The sequence below is a fragment of the Amaricoccus solimangrovi genome (assembly GCF_006385685.1).
In the GTDB taxonomy this organism is placed as follows: domain Bacteria; phylum Pseudomonadota; class Alphaproteobacteria; order Rhodobacterales; family Rhodobacteraceae; genus Amaricoccus; species Amaricoccus solimangrovi.
The window spans coordinates 1-25,127 of record NZ_VFRP01000039.1 but is presented as its reverse complement, the minus strand read 5'-3'; the positions used below and the strand labels follow the sequence as shown (position 1 = coordinate 25,127).

General features: G+C 70.9%; 23 protein-coding genes and 1 pseudogene. 5 read left to right on the top strand and 19 right to left on the bottom strand.

Translation table 11 applies throughout. The annotated features are described in order from the left end of the window. Window positions 1–286 precede the first annotated feature (286 nt). The 5 genes from FJM51_RS21295 to FJM51_RS21275 all read left to right on the top strand — a co-directional run bounded on the left by FJM51_RS21295 (window position 287) and on the right by FJM51_RS21275 (window position 4,156). The gene (locus FJM51_RS21295) at window positions 287–484 is read left to right on the top strand and encodes a hypothetical protein (protein WP_140456146.1); all 198 of its coding nucleotides are present in this window, start codon (window positions 287–289) and stop codon (window positions 482–484) included. Between the two features lie 115 nt (window positions 485–599). Further along, a complete protein-coding gene (locus tag FJM51_RS21290) occupies window positions 600–1,685 on the top strand; it encodes a glycosyltransferase family 2 protein (RefSeq protein ID WP_181164696.1) in 1,086 nt (361 codons plus the stop codon). Then, the gene (locus FJM51_RS21285) at window positions 1,675–2,775 is read left to right on the top strand and encodes an acyl-CoA dehydrogenase family protein (protein ID WP_140456144.1); all 1,101 of its coding nucleotides are present in this window, start codon (window positions 1,675–1,677) and stop codon (window positions 2,773–2,775) included. Before FJM51_RS21290 ends, FJM51_RS21285 begins: the two co-directional genes overlap by 11 nt. After that, on the top strand, window positions 2,772–3,479 hold the full coding sequence (locus FJM51_RS21280; RefSeq protein ID WP_140456143.1) for a PIG-L deacetylase family protein: 708 nt from the start codon (window positions 2,772–2,774) through the stop codon (window positions 3,477–3,479). Before FJM51_RS21285 ends, FJM51_RS21280 begins: the two co-directional genes overlap by 4 nt. Further along, window positions 3,467–4,156 (top strand): class I SAM-dependent methyltransferase, encoded by a 690-nt coding sequence (locus FJM51_RS21275; protein ID WP_140456142.1) that lies wholly within the window; start codon window positions 3,467–3,469, stop codon window positions 4,154–4,156. The genes FJM51_RS21280 and FJM51_RS21275 overlap by 13 nt, the downstream gene beginning before the upstream one ends. A gap of 37 nt (window positions 4,157–4,193) precedes the next feature. Here the strand turns inward: FJM51_RS21275 and FJM51_RS26005 are convergent. The 19 genes and pseudogenes from FJM51_RS26005 to FJM51_RS21180 form a co-directional block, all read right to left on the bottom strand. Next, window positions 4,194–4,318: pseudogene (locus FJM51_RS26005) on the bottom strand (IS3 family transposase); the annotation flags it as partial. Window positions 4,319–4,944: 626 nt separating this feature from the next. Continuing rightward, entirely contained in the window at window positions 4,945–5,958 is a 1,014-nt protein-coding gene (locus tag FJM51_RS21265) for a ParB/RepB/Spo0J family partition protein (RefSeq protein WP_140456140.1), read from the bottom strand. Between the two features lie 40 nt (window positions 5,959–5,998). Beyond that, window positions 5,999–7,201 carry an AAA family ATPase gene (locus FJM51_RS21260; protein ID WP_140456139.1) on the bottom strand — a complete coding sequence of 401 codons (1,203 nt, stop codon included), beginning with the start codon at window positions 7,199–7,201 and terminating at the stop codon, window positions 5,999–6,001. Window positions 7,202–7,443: 242 nt separating this feature from the next. Beyond that, window positions 7,444–8,562, bottom strand: coding sequence for a replication initiation protein (locus tag FJM51_RS21255; protein ID WP_210240378.1), 1,119 nt, complete (start codon window positions 8,560–8,562; stop codon window positions 7,444–7,446). A gap of 280 nt (window positions 8,563–8,842) precedes the next feature. Beyond that, entirely contained in the window at window positions 8,843–9,931 is a 1,089-nt protein-coding gene (locus FJM51_RS21250; RefSeq protein ID WP_438502772.1) for a tyrosine-type recombinase/integrase, read from the bottom strand. A gap of 91 nt (window positions 9,932–10,022) precedes the next feature. Next, window positions 10,023–10,427, bottom strand: coding sequence for a PIN domain-containing protein (locus FJM51_RS21245; protein ID WP_140456137.1), 405 nt, complete (start codon window positions 10,425–10,427; stop codon window positions 10,023–10,025). Beyond that, a complete protein-coding gene (locus FJM51_RS21240; RefSeq protein WP_140456136.1) occupies window positions 10,424–10,693 on the bottom strand; it encodes an antitoxin in 270 nt (89 codons plus the stop codon). Before FJM51_RS21240 ends, FJM51_RS21245 begins: the two co-directional genes overlap by 4 nt. 75 nt (window positions 10,694–10,768) lie before the next feature. Then, the gene (locus FJM51_RS21235; protein WP_140456135.1) at window positions 10,769–11,527 is read right to left on the bottom strand and encodes an outer membrane protein; all 759 of its coding nucleotides are present in this window, start codon (window positions 11,525–11,527) and stop codon (window positions 10,769–10,771) included. Between the two features lie 145 nt (window positions 11,528–11,672). Further along, window positions 11,673–13,337: a thiamine pyrophosphate-dependent enzyme gene (locus FJM51_RS21230; protein ID WP_140456134.1), complete on the bottom strand. Its 1,665-nt coding sequence runs from the start codon at window positions 13,335–13,337 to the stop codon at window positions 11,673–11,675. Between the two features lie 100 nt (window positions 13,338–13,437). Then, the gene (locus FJM51_RS21225) at window positions 13,438–14,109 is read right to left on the bottom strand and encodes a DUF1028 domain-containing protein (RefSeq protein WP_140456133.1); all 672 of its coding nucleotides are present in this window, start codon (window positions 14,107–14,109) and stop codon (window positions 13,438–13,440) included. A 7-nt stretch (window positions 14,110–14,116) separates the two neighbouring features. Then, window positions 14,117–14,533, bottom strand: coding sequence for a RidA family protein (locus FJM51_RS21220; protein ID WP_140456132.1), 417 nt, complete (start codon window positions 14,531–14,533; stop codon window positions 14,117–14,119). Between the two features lie 33 nt (window positions 14,534–14,566). Further along, a complete protein-coding gene (locus tag FJM51_RS21215) occupies window positions 14,567–15,838 on the bottom strand; it encodes a flavin-containing monooxygenase (RefSeq protein WP_140456131.1) in 1,272 nt (423 codons plus the stop codon). A 106-nt stretch (window positions 15,839–15,944) separates the two neighbouring features. Continuing rightward, window positions 15,945–18,086, bottom strand: coding sequence for an exonuclease domain-containing protein (locus FJM51_RS21210; protein WP_140456130.1), 2,142 nt, complete (start codon window positions 18,084–18,086; stop codon window positions 15,945–15,947). Continuing rightward, window positions 18,083–18,448 (bottom strand): response regulator transcription factor, encoded by a 366-nt coding sequence (locus FJM51_RS21205; protein WP_140456129.1) that lies wholly within the window; start codon window positions 18,446–18,448, stop codon window positions 18,083–18,085. The genes FJM51_RS21210 and FJM51_RS21205 overlap by 4 nt, the downstream gene beginning before the upstream one ends. Then, entirely contained in the window at window positions 18,420–21,179 is a 2,760-nt protein-coding gene (locus FJM51_RS21200; RefSeq protein ID WP_140456128.1) for a sensor histidine kinase, read from the bottom strand. The genes FJM51_RS21205 and FJM51_RS21200 overlap by 29 nt, the downstream gene beginning before the upstream one ends. Beyond that, entirely contained in the window at window positions 21,176–21,394 is a 219-nt protein-coding gene (locus FJM51_RS21195) for a hypothetical protein (RefSeq protein WP_140456127.1), read from the bottom strand. The genes FJM51_RS21200 and FJM51_RS21195 overlap by 4 nt, the downstream gene beginning before the upstream one ends. Further along, a complete protein-coding gene (locus tag FJM51_RS21190; RefSeq protein ID WP_140456126.1) occupies window positions 21,391–22,881 on the bottom strand; it encodes a putative nucleotidyltransferase substrate binding domain-containing protein in 1,491 nt (496 codons plus the stop codon). The genes FJM51_RS21195 and FJM51_RS21190 overlap by 4 nt, the downstream gene beginning before the upstream one ends. Window positions 22,882–22,896: 15 nt before the next feature. Continuing rightward, window positions 22,897–24,615 (bottom strand): cation acetate symporter, encoded by a 1,719-nt coding sequence (locus FJM51_RS21185; protein WP_140456125.1) that lies wholly within the window; start codon window positions 24,613–24,615, stop codon window positions 22,897–22,899. After that, complete coding sequence (locus tag FJM51_RS21180; RefSeq protein WP_140456124.1) at window positions 24,612–24,920, bottom strand: DUF485 domain-containing protein; 309 nt, start codon at window positions 24,918–24,920, stop codon at window positions 24,612–24,614. Before FJM51_RS21180 ends, FJM51_RS21185 begins: the two co-directional genes overlap by 4 nt. Between the last annotated feature and the right edge of the window lie 207 nt (window positions 24,921–25,127).

The following is a 25,127-nucleotide window of genomic DNA, read 5'->3' as shown; positions in this document are numbered from 1 at the left end:
CGGTCAATTGGGTGGCACGATCGCCTACCGCTGGCGGCATGACGGACTCGAAGTCACCCTCACGCTTCCACTGCGCCACCTCGAACACTGACCATCCGCCGCGCCCCCGCGGGCGCATGTTCCTCCGGACATGTCACCCCATCGGCGGGTTGATCGGGCGACGCGGTCCTGCGCGGAATGGGATTGACCGGAACAGGCGAGATCGACCCATGTTTACCAGCAACGGGCCGTCGGGAGAATTTCCGCGCACCCCTGGCTCAGCTGCGAGAATCCCGAGGACCTCCGCATGCGCGCATCCCCACCCGCTGTTCTCGTCGTCGAAGACGACCCTCTCCTGCGCCTGGCAGCCGTTGACTTCGTCGAAGACGCTGGCTTCCCGGCGTCCCCGTTAGACGATTTCGCCGCCCACACGGTGGAGGCCCGCCTCGTCGGGATTACGAAGAAGAAGAAGAAGAAACGCCGCCCCGGGCGGGCGGGCTGGTGATCCCCGCGCACGGAACCGTGGGAACCTTTTCCCCCTTCATCTCCTTGAAACGGCACTTCTCAGCCCGAAGGCGCTGGCACGGCCGGCGCCGCCGGGACCTCCGATGGAGACCGAATTGACCCTGGATGCAAGAGATCCCGCCGGACGCTCCCGCCCTGGCACGAACGCGGTCGTTCCCCTGCCCGATGTCGCCGCCACCGTCCCCGTGGTCGCGATCCCGGCGCGAAACGAGGCGGCTCTGCTGCCCCGGCTGATCGCGGCGCTCGCCCGGCAGACGGTGACGCGGCGCCTGTCCGGGCCGCTCGAGGTGGTGATCGTTCTCAACAACACGACCGACGGCTCGCGCGAGGCGCTGCGGAGGGCCGCGGAGCTCGCGCCGGGCCTCGAGCTGATCGTCGAGGACGTCACCTATCCCGCGGGGCGCGCGCATGTCGGGACCGCGCGGCGGCGCGCGATGGAGATCGCCGCCAGCCTCCGGCCGAGCGGGGCGCTCATCACCACCGACGCGGACGCGGTGCCGGCGGACGACTGGATCGAGGCGAACCTCCGCGCGATCGCCGGCGGCGCCGACCTCGTCGGAGGATGGATCTCCGGCGATCCGGAGGAGGAGGCGCGGCTCGGCCCCGGCTTCCAGCGGCGCGCGCGGCTCCACGCGCGCTACGACGCGCTGCGCGACGAACTGGCCGCGCTGCTCGATCCGCTGCCGCACGATCCCTGGCCGCGGCACCAGGACCACACGGGGGCGAGCCTCGCCACGCGGGCGGAGGTGCACGACGCGCTCGGCGGGCTCGACCCGCTGCCGTTCCGCGAGGATCTCGCCTTCGTCGCGAAGGCGCGCGCGGCGGGCTTCCGGCTCGCGCATCCGCTCGATGTCCGCGTCATGGTTTCCGCGCGCACCTTCGGCCGGGCGCCGGGCGGGATGGCCGATTGCCTGAAGGCCTGGCTTCGCGCGGAGGAACAGGGATCGCCGGTTCTCGTCCGCTGTCCCGAGGCGCTGGAGGCGCGGCTTCGCCTGCGCCGCGCGGTTCGGGACGGAAGCTGGACCGGCGCGGAGACGTGCCTCGATCTTTCCCCCGCCGCGCTGGTGGAGCTTCTGGCGCCGGACGATCCCGACGCGCCGGCGACCGTGCCGGCGGAATGCGCGATCGCAAGGCTGGAGGCGCGGATCGCCGAACTCCGCGGGCGCAGCGATGCGGCCTGAGCGCGCGCGCGCGGCGGCGCGCGGCTCCTCGCCGCTCGCCGAGGCGATCGGCGCCTCGGCGGCGGCGCACGACGCCGACGGTTCCTTCCCCGCGGAAGCCTTCGCGGTGCTTCGGCGCCAGGGTCTCGTGGCCGCGCCACCGATCGCGCCGGCGGAGATCGCCGCCCTCCTCCGCCTGCTGGCCGAGGTCGGCCGGGGGGATCTCAGCGTCGCCCGGATCTTCGAGGGCCACGTGAACGCCCGCCTGCTCGTCGACCAGTTCGGGACCGCGGCGCAGCGGCGGCGCTTCGCCGGCCCGGAGGCCGACGCGCTGCTCGGCGTCTGGAACACCGACGCGCCCGGCGATCCGCTCCGGCTGGTCGGCGGGGAACTCGTCGGCAGGAAGAACTTCGCCTCCGGCGTGGACGGGCTCGACCACGCGATCGTCACCGTGGACGGCGACGGCGAAGCCCCGGCGCGGCGCATGATCCTCGTCCCGCTCGCGGGGCTTCCGGTCGACCGCTCCTGGTGGACGCCGATGGGCATGCGCGCCTCCGGCAGCCATGTCGTCGACTTCTCCGGCCTACGCGTCGAGGAAGACTGGCATCTCGGCCAGCCCGGCGACTACCTCCGCGAGCCATGGTTTTCGGCGGGCGCGATCCGCTTCCTCGCGGCGCAGGTGGGGGGGACGCACGCGCTCCTCGACATCGCGGCGGAGCACCTCGGCCAGGCCGGTCGCGCGGCAAATCCCCATCAGGCGCATCGGCTGGCGCGGATGGGTATGGCGGTCGAGACCGGCTATCTCTGGCTGGCGCGCGCGGGCGCGGACTGGGCGCGGGCGGCGCGGACACCCGACTCCGAGCCGGCGCGGCGCCTGCTCGCCGCGGCGAACGGCGCCCGCCTCGCGGTCGAGACGGCGGCGCTCGCGGTGCTCGAGGACGCGGAACGCGCGATCGGCGCGCAGGGGATGCTCGCGCCCCATCCGTTCGAGCGGCGGATGCGCGACCTCCGCGTCTACCTGCGGCAGCCGAACCCCGACGGCGCGGCCGCCGCCTTCGGCGCCGCCATCGCGGCGGGCGACTGGGCGCCCGGGCAGGGCGCCGGGGAATGATCCGCCCCGCCCCGCTCACGCTCCCCGATGGTCCGGTGCTCGTCGTGGCCCCCCATCCCGACGACGAGACGCTCGGCTGCGGCGGGCTGATCGCCGCGGCGGTCGCGCGGGGCTTGGCCACGCACGTGCTCTTCGTGACCGACGGCGGCGCGTCGCATCCGGGGTCCCGCGCCTGGCCCCGCGCCCGGCTCGCACGGCGCCGCGAGGCCGAGGCGGAGGAGGCGCTGCGGCGGCTCGGCGCGGGCGGCGCGCCCCGCACCTTCCTGCGCCTGCCCGACGCGGGAATGCCGCCCAGGGGCAGCCCGGCGCATGCCGAGGCGCTCGGGACCGTGACGCGCCTCGTCCGCGACCTGGGGCCGGCGCTCGTCCTGCTGCCGTGGCGGCGCGACCCGCACCGCGACCACCGCGACGCCTGGGCGCTCGCGACGGAGGCGCTTGCGCGCGCTCCCGCGCGGCCGGAGGTCCTCGAATACGCGATCTGGCTCGACGAGCTCGGCGCGCCGGAGGACCATCCGGCCGCGACCGAGATGGAGCCCGTCTCCCTCCGTGTCTCCCCGGAGGTCAAGCGCGGCGCCCTGCGGGCGCATGCCTCGCAACTCGGCCTGCTCGTCGAGGACGACCCGACCGGCTTCGTGCTCGGACCCGCGACGATCGACCGGCTGACCGGTCCCGAGGAAATCTACTGGCGGCCATGCGAGAGGTGATCGACGCGGCCGGGTTCGAGCGGAAGTACCGCGAGAACATCGACCCCTGGGACTACGCGACCTCCCCGTTCGAGGTCTTCAAGCGGAGGGCGCTGCTCCGGGCCTGCGGTTCGGGGCCATTCGGCCGCGCGCTGGAGCTCGCCTGCGGCACCGGCGTCACCAGCCGCGCGCTCGCGCCCCGCTGCCTGCGGCTCGTCGCGACCGATGCCTCGCCGACCGCGATCGCCGAGGCGCGCCGCCATGCCGGACCCTGGCCGGGCCTGCGGCACCGCCATGGCCTGCTGCCGCGGGATTTTCCGCCCGGCCCTTTCGATCTGATCGTCGCGTCGGAGATCCTCTACTATCTCGGCCGGCGCGACCTCGCGCTGCTTGTCGCGCGGATGGATCGGGCGCTCGCGCCGGGCGGACGGATCGTCCTGCTGCACCATGTCGTCGATTTCGACGACGCCGCCACCCGGCCGCGCGACGCGCAACGCCTCGCGGTCATGGCGCTCCGCCGCCGGATGCGTGTCGTCTTCCGGCTCGACACGGGCCGGTTCGAGGTTGTCTCTCTCGTCGCGCGGTCCTGTCCGAACTGGCGCCGTGAACGGTTCCTGAACGTGGAGAAGGCTCTCAGGCCACGCAGGAGTTTCCTTGAAGAAGCGACTCTTTGCCATCGATTTCAAATGAGCCTCTGAACCGCCCCGGGTTTGCCGGAACGTTTTGGTTTGAGTCCTACGCCGCCACGGCGGGTGTCTCCAGTCCGGCGAAGTAGTTCGCCTCGGCCTCGGCGGGCGGGATGTTCCCGATCGGCTCGAGGAGGCGGCGCTCGTTGAACCAGTGGACCATTCGAGGGTGGCGCGAAAACCGCTTCCGGACGCTGTTCCACAGGCAGAACCGCTCCGGCAACGCCAGCCGTCTGATGTTGTGAACCGCGAAGAAGTGCGGCGCCTCCAGAAACAGCCGGTCGCTCCGCGCTTTGGCCCCGCGCGCCGGCCGGCAGGCCCGGAACACCTCGACCGCCATCACTCAGTCCGCTTCGCTCATCTTCGTGGACATCGCCAACCCCTCCCAAGGTCGGCTCTCCATGAATCAACCGAGCCGCGCGGATCTCCATCCTGGCCCCGCCCCCTCAGGCGACCGGGTGGGGATTCAGGGCCGAATTCTCGATAGGAGCGGGACGGGGGCGGCTGCGAGCACGCTCGCGAAGTAGTCCGCGAGTTTCCCGCGCACCTCGGTGACGTAATGGTCCGGAGGGACCACCGCAACGTCCCTCGACGCTAACCCGGATGCTACGTTCCCAAGGGGATCGATTTCATCCTGACAACGGCGCCTATTGCTCCGTGGCGCGGGGGATCGGCTTTCCGCGCTCGGCGCCAACGGTCAGGTCCGGATTAGGTCTGACCGAGCGGCGGTTATCCTTGGAATTTCATCGCAAAACCGCCGCGCCATTCCCGCACCGCTCACATCCGGTAATCCGGAGACGTCAGCCCGGCCAATGATCGTCCAGCAGCCGTGCGAGCGCCGCCTCGACTTCCGCGCGATCGCCTCCTTCCTTCGGGAGCAGCGTCACCGTCACACCCTTGCGATCCCTCCTGTCCAGCCGATAGAGCGGCTTTCCCGCCGCGTTCCTCACCACCTCCCCCTCCGTTCCTGTCTTCTTGGGGGCGCCCGTCACCCCGGAGGGGCGCCGCGCGGCGGCGGTGAGCGCGCGGATGACATCGGGCGGCGTGAGCGGAACGCCTCCCCTGCCCTGCTCGCGCGCGCGCCGCAGCCGAAGCGCCTCCGCCAGAACCGCCGAGCGGCTCTGTTCCGGCTTCAGCAGCGGCTTCAGCGCGCCGATATGCGAGATCCTGAGCTCGAACGGATCCGCGAAGGCGCCCACTAGTTCTTCCGGCAGCCGCGCGAGATCGAGATAGCGGCTGAGCCAGGCCTCCGACTGGTTGAGCCGCCGCGCCATGTCCTTCTGCCGGCCGCCGTAGTAGAGGCCGAGCGCCCGAAGATAGTCACGCGCCCGCTCGATGTCGCTCAGATCCTCGCGCGCGCGGTTCTCGAGATCGGAGATCCGGAACGCCTGCTCGTCGGTCAGGTCGCGGATCTCGACGAGATAACGGATCTCCGGGTGGTTGTTCGCGCGCAGCCAGGCCACGCTCCAGTGCCTTCGGGCGCCGCAGATTACCTCGAAATCATGCTCGGGGTCGCCCGCGACGCGGCGCACGATGGCCGGAACCTCCTGCCGCCCCTGGGCGAGGATGCTTTCGATCAGATCCTCGCAGCGATCGCGGGAAAGCGCCGCGTAATCGCGGTTGTGCCGCTCCCAGATTCGGCAGCGCGCCGGATCGACCAGTTCCTGCGGGCTGTTGACGACGGCGCCGGAGGCGAGCTCCGCGAGCCGGTTGTGGCGCCCGCCGAGCACGCCGATGCCGAGTCTCGGCGCGCGCTCCGCTGGCTCCACCGAAGCCGTCAGCCCGTCCACGAAGCTCTTGTTCTTCGAGCTCATCCCCGGCCCTCCCGAACCCGAATTGCAGCCCTGCAATTTCTCACGCGTGACCCTCTTTGCGGAGCCGGCCGAGATGGCTGGGCCAGGTCTGGCGGATGTCGAGTTCGATCTCGCCGCACACGCCGTCGAGATAGGTCAGGCAGCGGTCGCGCACCTGCTTGCTGGTCATCGGCCCGTCGAGTTCGTAGACGGTCATCAGCCGCGCGGTCGCATTGTCGATCTCGGCGGAATCCTTCAGCGGCGTCCGGATCATCGCATTGCCGTAGATCTGCCGCATCAGGTCGAGAAGGCCCCGCTGCATCGACTTGTTTTCGTCAACCTTGGTCGCGACGAAGCGCACGAAGGAAAGTTCGGGCGCGAGTTCGTGGTCCGCCAGGCTCCGGATCGTCTCGTCGAGCATGGCGAGGAAGGCGGCGGTCGAGGAGAAGTCCATCACCGTCGGCGGAACCGGCACGACGAGCGCGTTCGCCGCGCGCAGCACCGAGAGCGAGATCGCCCCGAGCGCGGGCGGGGGGTCGATCACCACCACGTCGTAGAGCTCCTCGACCGAGGCGATTCCCTCCGCCAGCCGCCCGAGCAGCGCGCCCTGCCCCCGCGCCATCCGCGCGGCGAGTTCGTATTCGGACTGGAACAGCCGCAGGTTCGCCGGAATGAGATCGAGCCCGTCGAAATGCGTCTTGCGGATCGCATAGTCGAGCGAGCGGCGCTCTCCCTCGCGCAGATAGGGATAGAGCGTCTCCTCCTCGGTCAGGTCGAGATCGGGCACATAGCCGAACAGCGTCGTCGCCGAAGCCTGGCTGTCGCAATCGACGAGGAGCACGCGATAGCCCCGGATCGCGAGATACTGCGCGAGATGAACCGACACGGTCGACTTGCCGACGCCGCCCTTGAAGTTCTGCACGGCGACCACCGCGCAGGGATCGGAGGCCGCGCGCCAGGGCCGGGTGCCGAAGGTGCCGCGCATGTCGTTGAGCTGCGCGAGCGTGTAGCCGACGCGCCGGTTGTTGTCGCCCCGCGGCGGGCTCGCCAGACGGCCGTCGCTCTCGGCCTCGCGGATCGCAGCGGTCGTGCGGCCGACCAGCTCGGCGGCCTTGCCGATCGGAAAGGTCGGCTCCCGCCGCTCCTCCGACCGCGCGCTCCGCGCGGACGTCCTCAGCTTCTCCAGCACGGCGGACGATCGATCCGCCAGGGCGGCGACATCGAGCCGCTCGCTCAGGCGGACTTCATCGATCGAGGAAGCCATGGACTCTCCTTTCAAAATATCCGGGGGACGCGGCGAACTTGCGAACTTCGCCCGCAACAATGCCTGTTTTCGAAAACCGGACAAGCCGGAATCAGGGTTAACCCACCTGGCAAGGGGTGAAACCTGTCCGATCGGGGGCGTATCGCTCTGCCGGGTACCGGGGCAGGGGAGCCGCGTCGACGGATTGATCCTGGAAAATTGCAGCCCTGCAATTTTCCGCCGCTTCCCCGCCCGCGGCGCCGTCAGGGCCTTCCCCGCCGGGCGAAGAATGCCTCGCAGAACCCCCGCCAGGATCTCTCCAGCTTGGCGCCGCTCAGCCGCCCGAGCCGGTCGCCCATATGCGCGCGATAGGCTTCCGCGATCAGGTCGACATCCCAACCGCCGCCATGCCGCTGCCCGATCAGCCGCGCCGCCGCCTCGGTCTCTCCGAACCGCAACCGGCCGGACGGGAACCGTTCCCACAACCCGTCCGACGTCGCTGGCACGGGAGAGGGCGCCGCCACGGCGGCGGGGGAGGGGGAGGGGGTCACCACCTGCTCGACGATGGCCTCCCGCCGCGCCCTCCGCCCGGCGCCGTGGCGGGCGTTTTCCTCGACGGTGGCGAGTTGCGCGGGCGCGCCCTTGGGCGTGAAGCGGAACTCCAGTTCGCTGACGGCGCGCCCGCGCCTGAACTCCTCCCAGTCGCAGGTGAAATGCGCCAGCTGCCCGATCTCGTCGCGGGCCACGTTCAGCACCTTGCGCCTCAGTTGCGCGAAGTCCCCGTACTTCTCCGGATCGATGCCGAGCGCCGCGCGCAGGCCGATCAAGTCGACCTTCCAGACCGGCTGCCGCCGGTGCAGCCGGAGCGCCCCTTCCTCGTAGAGCTTCAGCGCATAGGCCGAGCGGAAGCCAAGCACAGCCTGCCGGTTCATCACCGCGTAGGTTTCCGATTCCTGGATGAGCCGCCGCGCATCGGGCGTGAACTGCCATTCGAGCCAACCCGTCTCCCGCCCGTTCCCCTCCACCTCCTCCCAGGAGGCCTGGATGAGGCTGAACCGCTTCGTCGCCCGCCGACCGCGCCAGGAGAGATCGTCTTCCGCGAAGAGCGTCCGGTGCAATTCCTCCAGCATGTCGCCGATACGCTCGTTCCCCTTGTGGCCGCGCCGGATGTCGGCCTTGCGCATCCGGTGGGTCACGTCGCGCCAGGCATCGCCGCCAGCGGTCAGGATCATCAGCGCCAGCAACCGCGAGGCGGTGAGGCTCAGCGACTGGCCTTTCACGAAACGGACCTCGACCAGCCCACCCGGCTTGACGAACTCCTCGCCCGCCTTCCGGGTAACGGTCTCGGCGACGCGCATCGCGCGTCCGACCTCATCCGCCATCGCCTGATTCCGTGCCACGCGTCAGCCCCCGGGATTTTCGGCCACCCTGCCGTTCCTGACCTCACCCGTCAATGGAGGTCAGGCAAGAGCCGCGCCCCCGCGCGGTCAGGTTGACGCCCCCGCGCGGTCAGGTTCGATCCCCCATCCGGTCAGGCCGGATCCCCCGGGAGGACAGGTTTCCCGCGCCATCCCCCTGAATCCGAGCCATTTTCCGGTCCTGAATCTTGAATCCCTGAATCAAGGAATCCCGGCGAAGCCGGTTGATTGAAGATTCAGAGGATCAGAGCCCGGCCGCGACGGTGAGGTTCACCCGGAACCGGTCCCGGCGGCGCTGGTAGCGGCGGGTCATCTCGGCGGAGGCGTGGCCGAGATGACGCTGGACATGCGCCTCATCGACCTCGGCGTGGCTTGCGAGCCCGGCGCGCAGCGAATGGCCGGAATAGAGCGCGAGCATCTCCGCCTCGGGCAGGTCGGGACGCAGACCAGCGGCGGCCGCCGTCCGCTTCACCAGCCGTGCGACATGCCGGTCCGACAGCCGCGCGGGAAGCGCGCGGCTCCCGTCGCGCGAGACCCGGCGAAAGACCGCGCCCTTCTCGAGCGCGGCGAAGGAGAGCCAGGTCTCCAGCGCCTTGACCGGGCAGGAGCGTTCGGACGATCCGCGTCCGACCTCGATCTCGCGCCAGCCGGTCTTGCCGCGCACAACGAGCAGGACGCCCCGGCTCTCGACCTCGATCCAGCCGTCGCCATCTGGCGTATCGTCGCGGCCGAGATCGAGGCCCACCAGTTCCGAACGCCGGGCCCCCGCGGCGAAGCCGAGCAGGAGCAGCGCCCGGTCGCGCAACCCGCGCAGGTCATAGGGCAGGGTGGCGGCCATCGCGAGCACCTCCTCCGCGGAGAGCGCGGCCTTCACCCGAGGCGGGGCGGCGTGGCGGCGCCGGATTCCCGCAAGGACGCTTGCGATGTGCCGATCGCCGCGGTCGAGCAAGAGGCCGCGCTGGCGGAAGTTCCAGACCAGCCCCGAGAGACGCCGTTCGAGGCTCGTCACCGCGAGGGCGGGGCCGCCGCCCGAAGGCGCGGCCCGGTCCGTGAGATAGAGCCCGATCAGCCGCGGGTCCGGGGGCAGGGGGCTCGCACCCCGCAGCCGGCACCAGCGGGTATAGTCGGCCCAGTCGCGGGCATAGGCGCGCCGGGTGTTCTCCGCCGCCGCCCCCCGCGCATAGTCGCGCGCACTCGCGACCAGCCGGTCGATCTCGCCGGATCCTGCGAGAGTCTCGGGCAGCGTGTCCTCATCCGCGCGCGGACTGCCAGAGGCGGACGGATCGGGGTCCGGTCCGGGGCGCGCGGGAGGGAAGGGAGGGCGATCCGCCAAGTCAGCAGCCTGATCCGATGACATCCGATGACGAGACCTTGCCCAAGGGAACGCATCGCGGCAAGTCCCGTCGCATCCTGCGAGCCCCGGCTCAGGCGAGCCAGTTCTCCACGGCGAGCGCGGGCAGCCGTGAGAATTCACCCAGGTTCGCCGTGACCAGCACAGCCCCGAGCGCGAGGGCATGGGCGGCGATGAGGAGGTCGTTCGGCCCGATCGGCTTGCCCGCCGCCTCGAGCCCGGCGCGGATCGCGCCATAGCGGGCATCCGCCGGAAGATCGAGCGCCACTACCCGGGTCGCGCCGAGGATCGCGTCGATCTGGGCGGTGAGCCGGGCGGAGCCCTTCTTCGCGCAGCCGTAGCGCAGTTCCGCCGCCGTGACGATGCTGACGCGGATCGCCTCCGGCCCGACCGCCGCGATCTTCGTGGCCACCGGTCCCCTCGGGTTCCGGGCGAGTTCGGAGACGATGTTCGTGTCGAGCATGTAGAGGGTGCTCAAAGCTCCACGTCCCGCGCGGGGAGCAGGCTGGCATCGACGTCGGGAAAGGCATCCTCCGGCCCAAGCGGTTCGAGCCCGGCCAGAACCTCGACGAGCGTCGGGCGCCGGGCCGGCTCGATGATCAGCCGGTCGCCGTCCTTGCGGATCAGCACGCGGTCGCCCGGCATCTCGAAATCGGCCGGGATCCGGACCGCCTGGCTGCGGTTGTTGCGGAAGAGCTTCGCCTCGCGGGGCGGGGGACGGTCGTCGGGCTCGGTCCGGGGCATGGCATGCTCCTGCGCATATGCCAGAGCATATGCGCGGCCGCGCCCGGATTTCAAGCGCCGCGCGGCGCTCCGGGGTCAGAACAGGTAGCTGATCCCGACGAGCGGCCCCTGCACGGTGAGGTCGAGCTTCACCCGGTCGCTGGCCTGATAGAGGATAGAGAGGTAGCGGTATCCGAAGGCCGCCTCCCAGTGCCGGTTGAAGGCATAGGCGCCGCCGCCATAGACCTGCCAGCTCAGATCGTCGGAACCGTCGAAACCGCCCACGTCGGCGAAGCCGCGCAGCGACCAGTTCTCGCCGAAGCTCATCCCGCCGCGCAGCCCGACGATGGGATCGCTCCAGGAGAGATCGGCGGAAACCTCGCGCCCCCGCCGGTCGGTCGCGATGCCGAAATCGAGGCCGGTGTCGAAATAGCGTCCGCCCGCGTAGACGTCGGCGAAGGAGCTGGTGTTCTCGTAGGCGCGATAGGTCGCGGCGAGCGTATACATGCCGATGCGCGTGTTGGTCGACGTCCGGATCCGATCCTGCACCCAGTTCGCATCGTTCGAGAGATCGACATAGACCGCGTCGAGCAGCAGGCCCCAGCGGTCCTTGCGCAGTTCGAAATCCGTCATCAGCACCGTGTCGAGACGGGACAGCACGTCGTTGGTGTCGAGATCGACCAGCGGTTCGCCGTCCGGCCCCTCCTGCGCGCCGTTGATCACGGGCAGCCAGCCGTAGAGCGTCGCCCGCCCGCTCCAGCCACTCGCCCAGTCGGGCAAGGCTTCCGCCGAGGCCCCGCCCACCGAAGCCAGAACCGCGGCCCCCGCCACGCATCCCGCCAGCCACGCCCGCATCGCACCCTCCCTGATGGATGGAAAGGAGCAAGCAACCCGCCGCGCCGAAGGTCAAGCGGGACACGCGCCCGCGCGCCAGATCCCGCGCCAGCGTTCCCGCCCCGCCACATCCGCGCGAATATGCAAATGCATATTCGCCGTCGAGCTATGCGTCTTCCCGCGTGGCGAGCGCGGCCTCACGCATCTGGGTGAGCGTCTGGCGAGGCGTCAGCGCCTCGGGGGAGACGGCGAGGTCGAGCACGGCGCCGGATCCCGATTTCAGCGCGCGGGCGAAGGCGGCGGGGAAGTCGGCGGTCGTCTCGACACGCTCGGCATGGAAGCCGTAGGCGCGGGCGAGGGCGGAGAAGTCCGGATTGACCATCGTCGTGCCGGAGACCCGGCCGGGATAGTTCCGTTCCTGATGCGCCCGGATCGTGCCATAGACGCCGTTGTTCACGATGAGCACGATCGGGCAGGCCCCCGCCTGCGCCGCCGTCGCGAGTTCCTGGCAGTTCATCTGGAAATCGCCGTCGCCGGCGAAGCAGACCACCACCCGTTCCGGGCAGGCGATCTTCGCCGCCACCGCCGCGGGCAGGCCGTAGCCCATGGCGCCCGACTGCGGCGCGAGCAGCCGCGCCTTCGGTCCGTACTTGAAGAACTTGTTCGGCCAGATGGTGAAGTTCCCCGCGCCGTTCGTCAGGATCACATCCTCGGGCAGGACTTCGCGCAGATGCGCCGTCACCTTCACCATGTCGACGGGCGAGGGCTGGTCCGGCGCGTCGAACCCGGCCTCCCAGGCGGCGCGCGCCTCCGCGCGCCAGCCGGACCAGCCGCCCCGGACCTTCCGGAGCGCGGCGGCGAAGGCGTTCGGCCCGGCGTGAATGCCGAGCGCGGGCTGGTAGATCTTGCCGATCTCGCGGTCGGACGGGTGGACGTGGATCAGCGTCTGCGCGGGGCAGGGGACCGAGAGCAGCGTATAGGCGTCGGTCGTCATCTCGCCGAAGCGGGTGTTGATCGCGAGGATCACGTCGGCGTCGCGGATGAGCCGTTTCACATGCGCGGGCATGGCCACGCCCGCCTCACCGCAGAAGACCGGCGAGAAATTGTCGAACTGGTCCTGATAGCGGAAGGACGCGATCACGGGCATGTCGGAGGCCTCCGCGAAGGACTGGAGCGCGCGCCGTCCCCCCCCGGTCCAGCCGGTGCCGGCGACGAGGACGAGCGGGCGCGCGGCGCCGGAGAGGAGCGCCAGCGCCTCCTCCACCGCCGCGGGGGCCGGGGCGGGCTCGTGGATCCGCGGCGGCCCGGCGAGGGGCGCGGCCCCGGTCTTGGAGGTCAGCATGTCCTCGGGCAGCGCGATGACCACCGGGCCGGGGCGGCCGGTGGTCGCGGTGGTCCAGGCGCGGCCGAGGATTTCCGGAAGGCGGTCGGCATCGTCGATCTCCACCGCCCATTTCGCCATGGTGCCGAAGACCGCGCGGTAGTCGATCTCCTGGAACGCCTCCCGGCCCCGCATGTCGGTGCCCACCTGCCCGACGAAGAGCAGCATCGGCGCGCTGTCCTGCATGGCGGTGTGCACGCCGATCGAGGCATTGGCGACGCCCGGGCCGCGGGTGACGAAGCAGATCCCCGGGGCGCCGGTCAGCTTGCCCCAGGCGGCGGCCATGAAGGCCGCGCCGCCTTCGTTGCGGCAGAGCACGAAATCGAGCACCCCGGCGGTATCATGCAGCGCGTCGAGCACCGCGAGATAGCTCTCGCCCGGGACGCCGAATCCCTTCGTCGCTCCCAGCGCGACCAGGCTATCGACCAGCAGTTGACCCCCGTCGCGCATCCGTCGCTTCCTTCCGAGCCGATGGCGGGGCTCGCGTGCCCCGTCCGGAAATCGTACACTAATATATCAATTCTCGGTGTCAACGACGCGCCGGAAGGGATCACTCGTCGCCGGGCACGCCGTAGCTTGGCGCCGCGCGGGGATCGCGGGCGCGGGTCACGTAATCGTCGAGCTGGGGCGCGTAGCGCGACCAGAGCGCGGCGAGCTCGGCCAGCGGATCGCCTTCGGTCCAGTCGACGCGGAGATCGGCGACGGGCCAAGCGACCTCGCGCGCGAGCATCATCCCCGCCGAATGGATCGGCCCGGCCTCGCCCCCGGCGGCCAGGCCCGCGCGCATCGCGGCGAGCAGCCGGTCGCCCAGCGGGCCCGTCGCGGCGGCGAAGCCCGCCACCATCGCTTCGGGTACCTCGGCGCGGGCGAGGAGATTGCCGCCGCAGGCGACATCGGCGCCCCGCGCCTCGGCCCAGATGCCGAGCGCGTTCGGGCCGGAATGGACCGCGCTTTCCCCCGCCGCGTCGACGGCGAGGATCTGGCGGTATTCGGCATGGGGCGCGCGCCGGATCACCGCGACGGCCTCGGGGGCCGAGGCGCCGAGTGCCATCAGGTCGAGCGCGCGCGTGCCGAGCGCGGGATCGGTGACGTTCTGGCTCGCCACCGCGCCGACGCCGGCGCGCACATGCGCGCAGCGCGCGGCGACGGCGGGGGAGGAGGAGGCGACGGCCACGCCGAACATGCCCGTCTCGCGGCAGCGGGCGACGATCGAGAAGGTCATCGCGCCCTCACGCGTCGGGAATGACGGCGGTCGCGTCGATCTCGACCAGCCATTCCGGCCGGGCGAGCGCGGTCACGACGAGCCCGGTCGAGACCGGATGCACGCCCCGGATGTACTCGCCCATCGTGCGGTAGACCGCCTCGCGGTGGCGCACGTCGGTGATGTAGACGACGACCTTGCACAGATGCTCCATCGTTCCGCCGGCCTCCTCGATCAGCTGGCGGATGTTGCGCATCACCTTGTGCGTCTGCTCCACCGGATCGTGGCTCTCGATGTTCCTCGCGGTGTCGAGATCCTGCGGGCACTGGCCGCGCAGGAAGATCGTCGCCCCACGCGCGACCACCGCCTGGGCGAGGTCGTTGTCGAGGTTCTGCTCGGGATAGGTGTCGCGCGTGTTGAACTTCCGGATGCGGGTATGGGCCATCGGGGGCGCTCCGTCTGATTGTCTGGTCCTGGGTCAGCCCGCCTTCGCCGCCGGGGCGGGCGCGGGCGGGTCGTAGGCGAGATAGCCGCGCATCTTCTCGATATGGTCGGCGACGAATTTCGCGTCGTGCCAGACACCCCAGATGAAGGAGGAGCCGCGGCGCGATTGCCAGGGCAGGCCGAGGAAATACACGCCCGGCTCGGTCGAGACGCCGCGCTGATGCGCGGGCCGGCCGGTCGCGTCGAAGGCATCGACCCTGAGCCAGCCGAAATCGAGCGCGTAGCCGGTCGCCCAGACGATCGAGGTGATCCCCTCCGCGGCGAGATCGAGCGCGCGGATCGGGTGGGTCACGCAGTCCGGATCGGGCGGGATCACCCGCGCCTCCGGCTCCTCCGGCAGGTCGAGCCCGTTGCGTGCGACATAGGCGTCGGCCTCGTCGAGCACGGAGAGGTAGTTGGCATCGCCGGTGGCGAGGTTCCCGGCGAGGCCCGGCTCGAAGGTCATCACGCCCTGTGCGAAGGATTCCGCCCGGCCGAGCAGCACCATGCCGCGCGCGGCGAGGCGGCGGAAGTCGACGGTCTGGCCGCCATGGGCGCCGCTGACGGCGAAGGTCACGTGTTTCGTGGTCGGCGGCGCCTCCATGTCCCACTTGTTGAGCACGCCGAGCCACCAGACATTGTCGCGTCCGCGATAGCGGCGGGGCGGCCGGTCGTGCGGGCCGATCGCGATGAAGACCCGGCGCCCGGACTCGAGGAGCTCCTCGGCGATCTGCGCGCCCGAGGCGCCGGCGCCGACGACCAGCACCGCGCCCCCGGGCAGTTGCGCGGGCTCGCGGTAGTCGGCGGAGTGGATCTGCGCGATCTTGGCGCTGTCGGGCACGATGCGCGGGAAGACCGGGCGCTGGAACGGGCCGGTGGCGGCGATCAGGTAATCGGCCTCGATCACGCCCTGCGAGGTCTCGACCCGGAAGCCCCGGCGCCCCTCCAGCCGGCGCGCCTCGCGCACTTCTACGCCGCAGCGGATCGGGGCGGCGAACTTCTCGGCATAGGCGACGAAATAGTCGGCGACCTGTTCCTTCGGGGCGAAGGCCTCGGGGTCGCCGGGGAAGTCGAGCCCCGGGAAGCGGTCGTGCCAGGCCGGCCCGTTGGCGACGAGCGAGTTCCAGCGGCCGCTGCGCCAGCGCTCGGCGATCCGGCCGCGCTCCAGCACCAGATGCGGCACGCCCCGCGCGCTCAGATGCTCGCTCATCGCGACCCCGGCCTGCCCGGCGCCGACGACCAGCGCCTCGACCTTCTCGACTGCCATCTTCCGAACCTCTCCGCCGCCGTTCCCGTCTGCGCGCGCAGATTGCCCCCCGCGGAGCTTCGGATAAAGAAACATAAACCGGCGTCTGGCTTCGGGAAATCCGAAGTCAGTACCGGAGTCGCGCGTAATAAGACGCCTCCGCCGCCCGGAGGGCCTGGCCGAGCGTGACGATGCCGCGGGCGCGCAGGAGCGGGAAAAGCTTGAGGAAGACCTGCGCCGTCGTCAGCGCGTCCCCGGCGGCGGAATGGCGGGCCGTGACGGCGACGCCGAGCCGCGTGGCGATGGCCTCCAGCGAATGGGACTCCTCGGCCGGCTGGGCGACACTTGCGAGCAGCAGCGTGTCGAGCACCGGCTGGTCGAAGCGGATCCCCGTCGCCCCCTCCTTCATCTGCAGGAAGCGCATGTCGAAGGCGACGTTGTGGCCGACGAGCACGGTATCGGCGGCGAAGGCGTGGAAGGCGGGCAGCACCTCGGCGATCCGGGGCTGGCCGCGCACCATCTCGGGCCGGATGCCGTGGAACGGGATCGAAGCCTCGGGGATGCTCCGCCCCGGATCGACCAGCTGGTCGAAGCGTTCGCCGCGCAGCAGCTTGCCGTTCACGACGCGGACCGCGCCCATCTGGATGATCTCGTCGCCGCCCGCGGGATCGAGCCCGGTCGTCTCGGTGTCGAACACGGTATAGGAGAGGGTCTCAAGCGCACGGTCGTCGAGGGCGCGGGCCGCGTCGCTCGCCGCGAAGAGGTCGAAATCGTAGTATTCCGGCCGTTCCCCGGTCGCCGGCTCGGTCTCGAGGCCGGAGGCGAGCGGCAGCAGGAAGCGGAAGAAGCTGAGGCCCCGGGTCCGCTCGTGGGCGAGCCAGATCTCGCCGCCGTGCCGCTCCGCCACGTCGCGCGCGGAAAGCGGGGAGACGCCGTCCTCCAGGCGCATCGGCTCGGTCCGCCAGCCGCGGGGCCCGCGGGCGGCGCCGTCTCCGGTGGGCCAGACCAGATCGAGATGGCCCCAGCCGCCGGCGGCCGGCGCGAGGCGGAGCGTCAGCGGCGGCTGATCCTGTTCCCGCGTCAGCCGGTCGGCGAGGAAGGCGAGCGCCTGGGTCAGCGCGAAACTGTCGACGTTGAGCCAGAGCGTCTCGTCCACCTCGCCGACCGCGACGGCGCGGCCCGTCACCGCCTCGATCCGCTGCGCCGCCGCCGTCACGAGATCCGCGCCGAGCATCTCCTGCAACGGCCAGCGGGTCAGCAGATCCTCCGAAGTCTCGGAGGCGAGCGTGGCGAGGCGCGCGCTGAGCGCGCCGACCTCGTCGCGGACCACGCGCTGGAAACTCTCGCGCTCGGCCGGTTCGAGGTCGGGGAAATCGAGCATTTCGAGCGCCGCCCGCATCGCGGCGAGCGACGCGCGGCTCGCCTCGGTCAGCCGCGTCAGCGACTGGTCGCGCCGGGACTGCGCGGCGATCTCGTCGGTGATGTCGTCGACGAGCAGGACATAGCCGCTCAGCGCCGCGGCCCCCTCCGATCGAACCGGCGCGAGGCTGACCCGGAGCAGGTGGCCGGCCGGGGTCGTGGTCACGAACTGGCTCGACGCGGCCGCCTCGCCCCGGGCGCGGCGGCGGTCGATCGTCTCGAGCGCGTGGGTGACGAGCGCCCTGTCGATCACCGAATGGATCGACCGTCCGAGCCCGATGAGCTCCGCGCCGCCCGCGCTTTCGGGGGCCCGGGACAAGCGGCGGAAGAGCACGCGGGCCTGGCCGTTGTAGAGCAGGATCCGCCCGTCGAGATTGCAGACCAGCACGCTCTGGCTCAGTTCCGCCATCAGCGCGCCGAGCTGGTCGCGCTCGAGCGCCACCGCGCGGCTCGCCTCCTCGACGCGCCGGGCCATCTCGGCCTCGAGCCTGCGTCGCTCGTCGGCGAGCGCGTTGATCGCCTCGGTCAGCAGCCGCTCCCGCCCCGCGCCATGGGGCATGATCGAGGGCGCCGAGGGATCGCCCGCGAGCAGCCGCGTCGCATCGGCGAGCCGACCCGTGGCGCCGACATGCGCCTCGTAGAAGCGCGCCGCGAGCCACGCGCCGGCCGCCGCGGCGAGGAACCACCATCCCGCGATGAGCGTGGCCGTCCCGGTGAGCAGCGGCCCGAGCGCCGCCCGCGCCTCGGGGGAGAGCGTCGCGCCGAGCAGGAGCGCGCCTCCCAGCAGCCAGAGCGCCAGCGCGGCGCCCGGCGCCAGCGCGGCGAGGATCCGGCGGGGATCGGGCTTCATGCCAGCATGTCCCGGACCCTGGCCGCGAGATCGCGCGTCGAGAAGGGCTTGGTCACATAGGCGTCCGCGCCGGCGCCGAGGCCGCGGGCGATGTCGGAATCGCGCCCCTTCGCAGTCAGCATCAGGATCCGCGTGTCGCGCACGTTCTCGTCGGCCCGCACCGCCTCGCAGACGTCGAATCCCGTCAGCCTCGGCATCATCGCGTCGAGCAGGACGAGGCGCGGCCTCTCGGCCCGGATCGTCTCGAGCGCCTCGACGCCGTCGCGGGCGACCAGCACGTCGTAGCCCTCGCGCTTCATCAGGAAGCTGAGCGAGACGACGATGTTGGGTTCGTCATCGGCGATCAGCACCTTCGTGCCCATTTTCTTTCCCCCCTGGCCCGGTTGCCGGAGCGAGCGGCAGACGGAAGGCGAAGCATGCCCCCTGGCCCGGTTCCGAATCCAGCCACATTGTTCCGCCGAAATGATCCACGATCCGTCGGCTGATCGGAAGCCCGAGGCCGGTGCCGGGCGGGCGGCTCGCGGCGTCGCCGCCCTGGCGGAACTTCTCGAAGACGCTCGCCCGCTCCGCCGGCGGGACGCCGGGACCGTTGTCGCGGACCGAGACGACGAGGTTCCCCCCTTCCTCGGCGAGCGTCACCTCGACCCGGCCCTTCTCGGCGGGGACGAATTTCGCGGCGTTGGAGAGCAGGTTCAGCATGACCTGGGTCAGCCGGTCGGGATCGGCCCAGAGCGGCGGTACCGACGCGGGCAGGTCGAGGACGAGTTCGGCCCCGCGTTCGCGGAAGAGTTCCGCGACGCCCCGCGCCGCGTCGAGGATCAGCGCGCGCAGGTCGACGCTCGCATTGTGCCATTCGCCATGGCCCGCCTCGATCTTCGCGAGGTCGAGCACCTGGTTGACGAGCCGCGTCAGCCGCTCGCTCTCCGAGACGATGATGCCGAGGAATTCGCCGCGCTGCTCCGCCTCCATCTCCGGATCGTCGAGCATCAGTTCGGAGAGCGCCCGGATCGAGGTGAGCGGCGTCCGGAGCTCGTGCGTGACCGAGGACATGAAGTCGTCCTTCAGATGATCCAGGCTCAGCAGCTGCTCGTTGGCGGCGCGGAGTTCCGCCGTCGCCGTCTCGAGCGAGCGCGACTTCTCCTCCAGCGCGTGGGCGTAGGCGCGCAGCTGCGAGGCCTGGTCGAGGATCTCCAGCACATCCTCGACCGAAAGCGGTTCCTCGCGCGTGACGGAGGCGACCATGACGCGGGCGGAGGCGGTGCCGACGGCGCCGGCGATCCGCCGCTCGACCCGGTCGACGAGGCGGGCGTCGGGTCTCAGTTCCGCCGGCGGCACGCCGAGTTCGGCGGCGTAGTCCGCGAAGATCGCGCCGGCGCGCTCCGGGCCGATGAAGCGGGTGGCGAGCGCGCGCAGGTCGTCGAGCCGCGCGCGGCCGCGCCAGAAGACGGGCTCGGCGCCGCCCCGGCGGAAGACGTCGACGAAGAGCAGCGCCTGGCTCGCCTCCCGCGCCGAGGGGGCGCGGGCGAGGGAGAGACCGACATAGAGCGCGACGTTGACGCCGAGGCTCCAGAACAGCGAATGGGTGAGGTTGTCGAGCCCGGTCAGGCCGAAGAGTCGCTCCGGGGCGAGCAGCGCGATCCCGAAGGGGCCGCGCGCGAGGAAGTCGCCGCCGATCCAGCCCGATTTCGCGAGCGAGGGCAGCATCAGCGTATAGGTCCAGAGCGCGAAACCGGCGATCAGCCCGCCGAAGGCCCCGGCCCGCGTGCCGTCGCGCCAGTAGATGCCGCCGAGCAGCGCCGGGGCGAACTGGGCGACGGCGGCGAAGCTGATGAGCCCGATCGAGACCAGCGCGTAGGCCTCGCCCGCGACGCGGTAGTAGAGATAGCCGAGCATCAGCACGCCGACGATCGCGCCGCGCCGGATGCTGAGCAGCACCCGCGTCAGATCGCTCCCCCGCGGCGCGCCGAGGACGCCGAGACGCAGCAGCGCGGGCATGACGAGGTCGTTGCAGACCATCGTGGAGACCGCGACCGTCTCCACCACGAGCATGCCGGTGATGGCGGAGAGGCCGCCGACATAGGCGAGGAGCGCGAGCGCCGGCGCGCCATGGCCGAGCGGCAGGGACAGGACGAAGGTCTCCGCGTCGGCGGATCCGTTGCCCGGGAGCAGCAGCCCGCCGATCGCGATCGGCAGGACGAAGATGTTGATGAGCAGCAGGTAGAGCGGGAAGAGCCATGCCGCGCGGCGGATGTGACGCTCGTCCACGCATTCGACGACCATCACCTGGAACTGCCGGGGCAGCAGCAGGACCGAGAGCATCGAGAGCAGGGTGAGCGCGAACCACTGGGCATGCCCGAACCCGCCGCCGCCCCGGTCGAGCCGGAGGAGCGCGCCCAGTTCCGGCACGGCCCGGGCGCGGTGCCAGATGTCGCCGAACCCGTCGAAGAGCCCCCAGGTGACGAAGGCGCCGACCGCGAGGAAGGCGCCGAGCTTGACCGCGGATTCGAAGGCGATGGCCGCGACCATGCCTTCGTGGCGCTCGGCGAGGTCGAGGTGGCGGGTGCCGAAGGCGATCGCGAAGGCGGCGAGGGTCAGCGCGACGAAGAGCGTCTTGTCCGTCCACCACGCGGCCGCCCCCGCGGCCTCCGCGCCGGTCATCACCTGATAGCCCGCGGCCACGGCCTTCAGCTGGAGCGCGATGTAGGGGACGATGCCGACCACGGTGATGAGCGTGACGAGCGCGGCGAGCGCCGGGCTCTTGCCGTAGCGGCTGGCGATGAAGTCGGCGATCGAGGTGACGCGGTAGGTCCGGGCGATCCGGACCATCTTGCGCAGCACGATCCAGGCGAGGAGCATCGCGAGCATCGGCCCGAGATAGATCGGCAGGAACCAGACCCCACCCGAGGCGGCGCGGCCGACGCTGCCGAAATAGGTCCAGGCGGTGCAGTAGACGCCCCAGGACAGCGCGTAGACCCCCGGATTGTCGATCAGGGATCGGCCTTGCGCGGCGCGGCGGTCGGCATGGGCGGCGATCAGGAAGAGCAGCAGCAGATAGCCGAAGGACGCGGCCAGCACGACGGCGGGCGGGATCATTCCCCGTCGTCCCGGCCGCCGCCCCGCTCGCTCGCGAGCGCGAGCGCGGCGATCAGCCCGGCCCAGATCGCGAAGAGCGCGACCGGCAGCGGCGGCAGGCCGAGGATCGTGCCGGGCCGGTCCCAGACGACCAGAAGCGGGAAGTTGAAGAGCGCGAAGCCGGCCGCGCAGAGCGCGACGAGCACCCGTGCCCCGGGACCGCGCCCGCCCGTCACAGCGCGTCCAGCCGGTAATGGCTCCGCAGCCAGTCCTTGAACCGGCGCACGATCGCGAGCGCCTCCCGCAGCGCCTCGCGGTCGAGCGTGCCGAGTTCGGAGAGCCGGACCGCGTTGTCGGGCGCCCGGCCGGCGTCCAGCTGGCGCAGGTTGTTGCCGAGCTTCAGCCCCATCAGCAGATGGAGCGCGTCCACGAGGTCGCGCGCCAGCGGCGCGTCGATCCGCCCGGCCGCCGAGAGCGCGGCGATCCGCTCGGCGGTGCCGAGCCCGGTAACCCCGTATTGCAGCGCGAGCGTGCGCACGCCGTGGACGAGGGGGAAGATCCCGAGCTTCTTGAGGTCGATCTCCGCCGCCTCGCGGCCGCTCAGCCCCGGCAGGCGGCGCCACCAGCCGCCACCGCCGCCGAACTGCTCGATCGCGGCGGCGAAGCGGGCGAAGAACGCGTCGCTTCCCGCGAGCAGTCCCCGCAGATAGGTCTCGAGCTCGTCGAGCAGCGCCGCGTCCCCGGCCACCGCGGCCGCGTCGAGGAAAATCGCGAGGTTCATCGGCCCTTCCGGGGCGCTGCCATGGGTCCAGTCACGCAGCGCCGCGCGGAAACCGCCGACCGGCTGGCGCCAGAGCGGACGGTTTACCATGATGCCGCCGGGGCAGGGCGGATAGCCGAAATCTATGAGCGCGGCGGTGAAGGTCTCGGTCACCGCCTCGAGCCCGTCGAAGGCGAAGCCGTCGCGCAGGATGAGCGCGTTGTCCTGGTCGGTCTTGATGATCTGCTCGCCCCGGCCCTCGCTGCCCATCACGACGAGGCAGGAATTGGCTCGCAGCGTCTCGGGGGCCACGAGCGTCCAGAGCCGTTCGAAGATCCGCCGGTTCAGCCCGCCGACCAGCCCCGCGATGATCTCGACCCGCACCCCGTCCTCGGAGAGCAAGCGGATCATGCCGTCGATCTGGCGCGCGGCCGCGCCGAGTTCGGCGATCGTGTCGGCCTGCGCGGCCTCGAGCGCGATCAGCTGCGAGTGGTTGGCGACATAGGCCATCAGGTCGAGCTGGGTGAGCACGCCGGTGATCTCGCCCTTCTCGCGCACGATCACCCGGTGGAACCCGTGGCGCAGCATCACGATCAGCGCCTCGAAGAGCTCGTCGTCGGCGGAGACCGAGAGCGGCTCGAAGATCGCGACCTCGCGGACCGCGACGGTCTCGGGCGGGCGCCCCAGCGCCAGCGCGTCGCGCAGGTCGGTGGTGGTGAAGATGCCGAGCCGTTCGCCGTCGCGCACCAGCGCGCCGGTGCGGCCATGCGCCTTCAGGTCGCGGCAGAGCGTGACGAGATCGGTTCCGCCCTCGGCGAAGAAGGGCTTGCGGAGCGGCGCGTCGCGCACCCGCGCGGTCATGAGCGAGATGAACTCGCGCCGCTCGCGCCCGCCGACGAAATCGGCCCGCCCCGGGGGGGGCGAGCCGGCCTTGCTCGGGTTGCGCGGATCCGTTCCGGACATGATCCGCGCTCCTCGTCAGTGCGCGGAGGCTTCCGAGGCGCCGATGCCGGTTTCCGAACGCACCTGCTGCGGCAGGAACCCGGCCCGGTCGATCCGCGCCCGCGCGCTGTTGTCCATCTTCGAGACGATCCAGATGCCGAGGAAGGCGAGGACCATCGAGAAGAGCGCCGGCGAGGTGTAGGGGAAGGGAGCCGAGCCCTTCGGATAGCCGAGCGTCGCCTCCCAGACCGAGGGCGAGAGCACCGTCAGCACCACCGAGGAGATGAGGCCGAGGAAGCCGCCGACGACCGCGCCCTTGGTCGTGCAGTCCTTCCAGAGCACCGACATGAACAGGACGGGGAAGTTCGCCGAGGCCGCGACCGCGAAGGCGAGCGAGACCATGAAGGCGATGTTCTGCTTCTGGAAGGCGATGCCGAGGATGACCGCGACGATGCCGAGGCAGATCGTGGTGATGCGCGACACGCGCAGTTCCGAGGCGCTGTCGGCCTTGCCGCCCTTGATCACCGTCGCATAGAGGTCGTGGCTGACCGCCGAGGCGCCCGAGAGCGTCAGGCCGGCGACGACCGCGAGGATGGTCGCGAAGGCCACCGCCGAGATGAAGCCGAGGAAGACGTTGCCGCCGACCGCCTTGGCGAGATGCACGGCCGCCATGTTGTTGCCGCCGACGAGCAGCCCGTCCGCGCCGAGGAAGCCCGGATTCGTCAGCACGAAGGTGATGGCGCCGAAGCCGATGATGAAGGTCAGCAGGTAGAAGTAGCCGATCCAGGTGGTCGCCCACATCACCGACTTCCGCGCTTCCTTGGCCGAGGGCACGGTGAAGAAGCGCATCAGGATGTGCGGCAGGCCGGCGGTGCCGAACATCAGCGCCATGCCGAAGCTGATCGCCGAGATCGGATCCTTGATGAAGGTGCCGGGGCCCATGATCGCCTGGCCGGCGGCGGCCGCGGCCTCGGGGGTGGTGTCGGGCTTCGCGGCGGCGAGGTCGGTCTTGACCCGGACCGCGTCGGCGAACATCGCCTCGGGGCTGAAGCCGTAGTGGTACATCACCATGAAGGCCATGAAGGTCGCGCCGGCGAGCAGCAGGCAGGCCTTGATGATCTGCACCCAGGTAGTCGCGGTCATGCCGCCGAAGAGCACGTATACCATCATGAGCACGCCCACGACGACGACCGCGATCCAGTAGTCGAGGCCGAAGAGGAGCTCGATCAGCGAGCCCGCGCCGACCATCTGCGCGATCAGGTAGAAGGCGACGACGATCAGCGTGCCGGAGGCGGCGAAGACGCGGATCGGGGTCTGGGCGAAGCGGAAGGCCGCGACGTCGGCAAAGGTGAACTTGCCGAGGTTGCGGAGCCGCTCCGCCATCAGGAAGGTCAGGATCGGCCAGCCGACGAGGAAGCCGATCGAATAGATGAGCCCGTCATAGCCCGAGACCATGACCGCGGCCGAGATGCCGAGGAAGGAGGCGGCCGACATGTAGTCGCCTGCGATGGCGAGCCCGTTCTGGAAGCCGGTGATGCCGCCGCCCGCGGTGTAGAAATCCGAGGCGGACTTGGTCTTGGCCGCCGCCCATTTGGTGATGAAGAGGGTGAGGATCACGAAGCCCGCGAACATCACGATCGCGGTCCAGTTGGTCGCCTGTTTCTCGCCCGCCTCGATCACGTCGGCGGCGAAGCCCTGGACGGGCGCGGCGAGGAACGCGGCGAGCGCGCCGGCGCGCAGGATGGGGGTCTTCACTTCAGCGCCTCCCGCTTGATCTTCTCGGAGAGCTCGTCGAACTCGCTGTTCGCGCGGCGCACGTAGATGCCGGTGACGAGGATGGTGAAGATGATCACGCCGAAGCCGATCGGGATGCCCCAGGTCATCACGCCCGACCCCATCCGCGCGGCGAGCACGTCCTTGTCGAAGGCGATGAGCAGAACGAAACCGTAATAGACGACGAGCATCGCGATGGTGAGCGTCCAGCCGAACCTCGATCGCTCCGATTTCAATTTCTGGTAGTTCGGATCGGCGGCGATCCGCTCCGCTAGCGATGCTTCCATCTTCATCTCCCTCTCGTGTTTCTTTGATCGTGAAGGTCCGGCGGGCGAGCCGCGTCCGCGGCCACCCGGGGTGTTCCTCGGGGAGGCGCGACGGGCGTCGCGCCTCCGGAGCCGCGCCTCAGGCGCGGTTCATGCGGTTGTCGATGAGGTCCTCGACGACGGTTGGATCGGCGAGGGTGGAGGTGTCGCCGAGGGCGGCGTAGTCGT

Excerpts from the sequence above, each read along its gene's own strand:
- FJM51_RS21280 (WP_140456143.1), top strand. The coding sequence starts at position 2,772 with ATGATCCGCCCCGCCCCGCTCACGCTCCCCGATGGTCCGGTGCTCGTC.
- FJM51_RS21265 (WP_140456140.1), bottom strand. The coding sequence starts at position 5,958 with ATGAGCTCGAAGAACAAGAGCTTCGTGGACGGGCTGACGGCTTCGGTG.
- FJM51_RS21215 (WP_140456131.1), bottom strand. The coding sequence starts at position 15,838 with ATGGCAGTCGAGAAGGTCGAGGCGCTGGTCGTCGGCGCCGGGCAGGCC.
- FJM51_RS21210 (WP_140456130.1), bottom strand. The coding sequence starts at position 18,086 with ATGAAGCCCGATCCCCGCCGGATCCTCGCCGCGCTGGCGCCGGGCGCC.
- FJM51_RS21190 (WP_140456126.1), bottom strand. The coding sequence starts at position 22,881 with ATGTCCGGAACGGATCCGCGCAACCCGAGCAAGGCCGGCTCGCCCCCC.
- FJM51_RS21240 (WP_140456136.1), bottom strand. The coding sequence starts at position 10,693 with ATGCCCCGGACCGAGCCCGACGACCGTCCCCCGCCCCGCGAGGCGAAG.
- FJM51_RS21295 (WP_140456146.1), top strand. The coding sequence starts at position 287 with ATGCGCGCATCCCCACCCGCTGTTCTCGTCGTCGAAGACGACCCTCTC.
- FJM51_RS21225 (WP_140456133.1), bottom strand. The coding sequence starts at position 14,109 with ATGACCTTCTCGATCGTCGCCCGCTGCCGCGAGACGGGCATGTTCGGC.
- FJM51_RS21200 (WP_140456128.1), bottom strand. The coding sequence starts at position 21,179 with ATGATCCCGCCCGCCGTCGTGCTGGCCGCGTCCTTCGGCTATCTGCTG.
- FJM51_RS21180 (WP_140456124.1), bottom strand. The coding sequence starts at position 24,920 with ATGGAAGCATCGCTAGCGGAGCGGATCGCCGCCGATCCGAACTACCAG.
- FJM51_RS21220 (WP_140456132.1), bottom strand. The coding sequence starts at position 14,533 with ATGGCCCATACCCGCATCCGGAAGTTCAACACGCGCGACACCTATCCC.
- FJM51_RS21235 (WP_140456135.1), bottom strand. The coding sequence starts at position 11,527 with ATGCGGGCGTGGCTGGCGGGATGCGTGGCGGGGGCCGCGGTTCTGGCT.
- FJM51_RS21255 (WP_210240378.1), bottom strand. The coding sequence starts at position 8,562 with ATGGCGGATGAGGTCGGACGCGCGATGCGCGTCGCCGAGACCGTTACC.
- FJM51_RS21260 (WP_140456139.1), bottom strand. The coding sequence starts at position 7,201 with ATGGCTTCCTCGATCGATGAAGTCCGCCTGAGCGAGCGGCTCGATGTC.
- FJM51_RS21205 (WP_140456129.1), bottom strand. The coding sequence starts at position 18,448 with ATGGGCACGAAGGTGCTGATCGCCGATGACGAACCCAACATCGTCGTC.
- FJM51_RS21230 (WP_140456134.1), bottom strand. The coding sequence starts at position 13,337 with ATGCGCGACGGGGGTCAACTGCTGGTCGATAGCCTGGTCGCGCTGGGA.
- FJM51_RS21285 (WP_140456144.1), top strand. The coding sequence starts at position 1,675 with ATGCGGCCTGAGCGCGCGCGCGCGGCGGCGCGCGGCTCCTCGCCGCTC.
- FJM51_RS21275 (WP_140456142.1), top strand. The coding sequence starts at position 3,467 with ATGCGAGAGGTGATCGACGCGGCCGGGTTCGAGCGGAAGTACCGCGAG.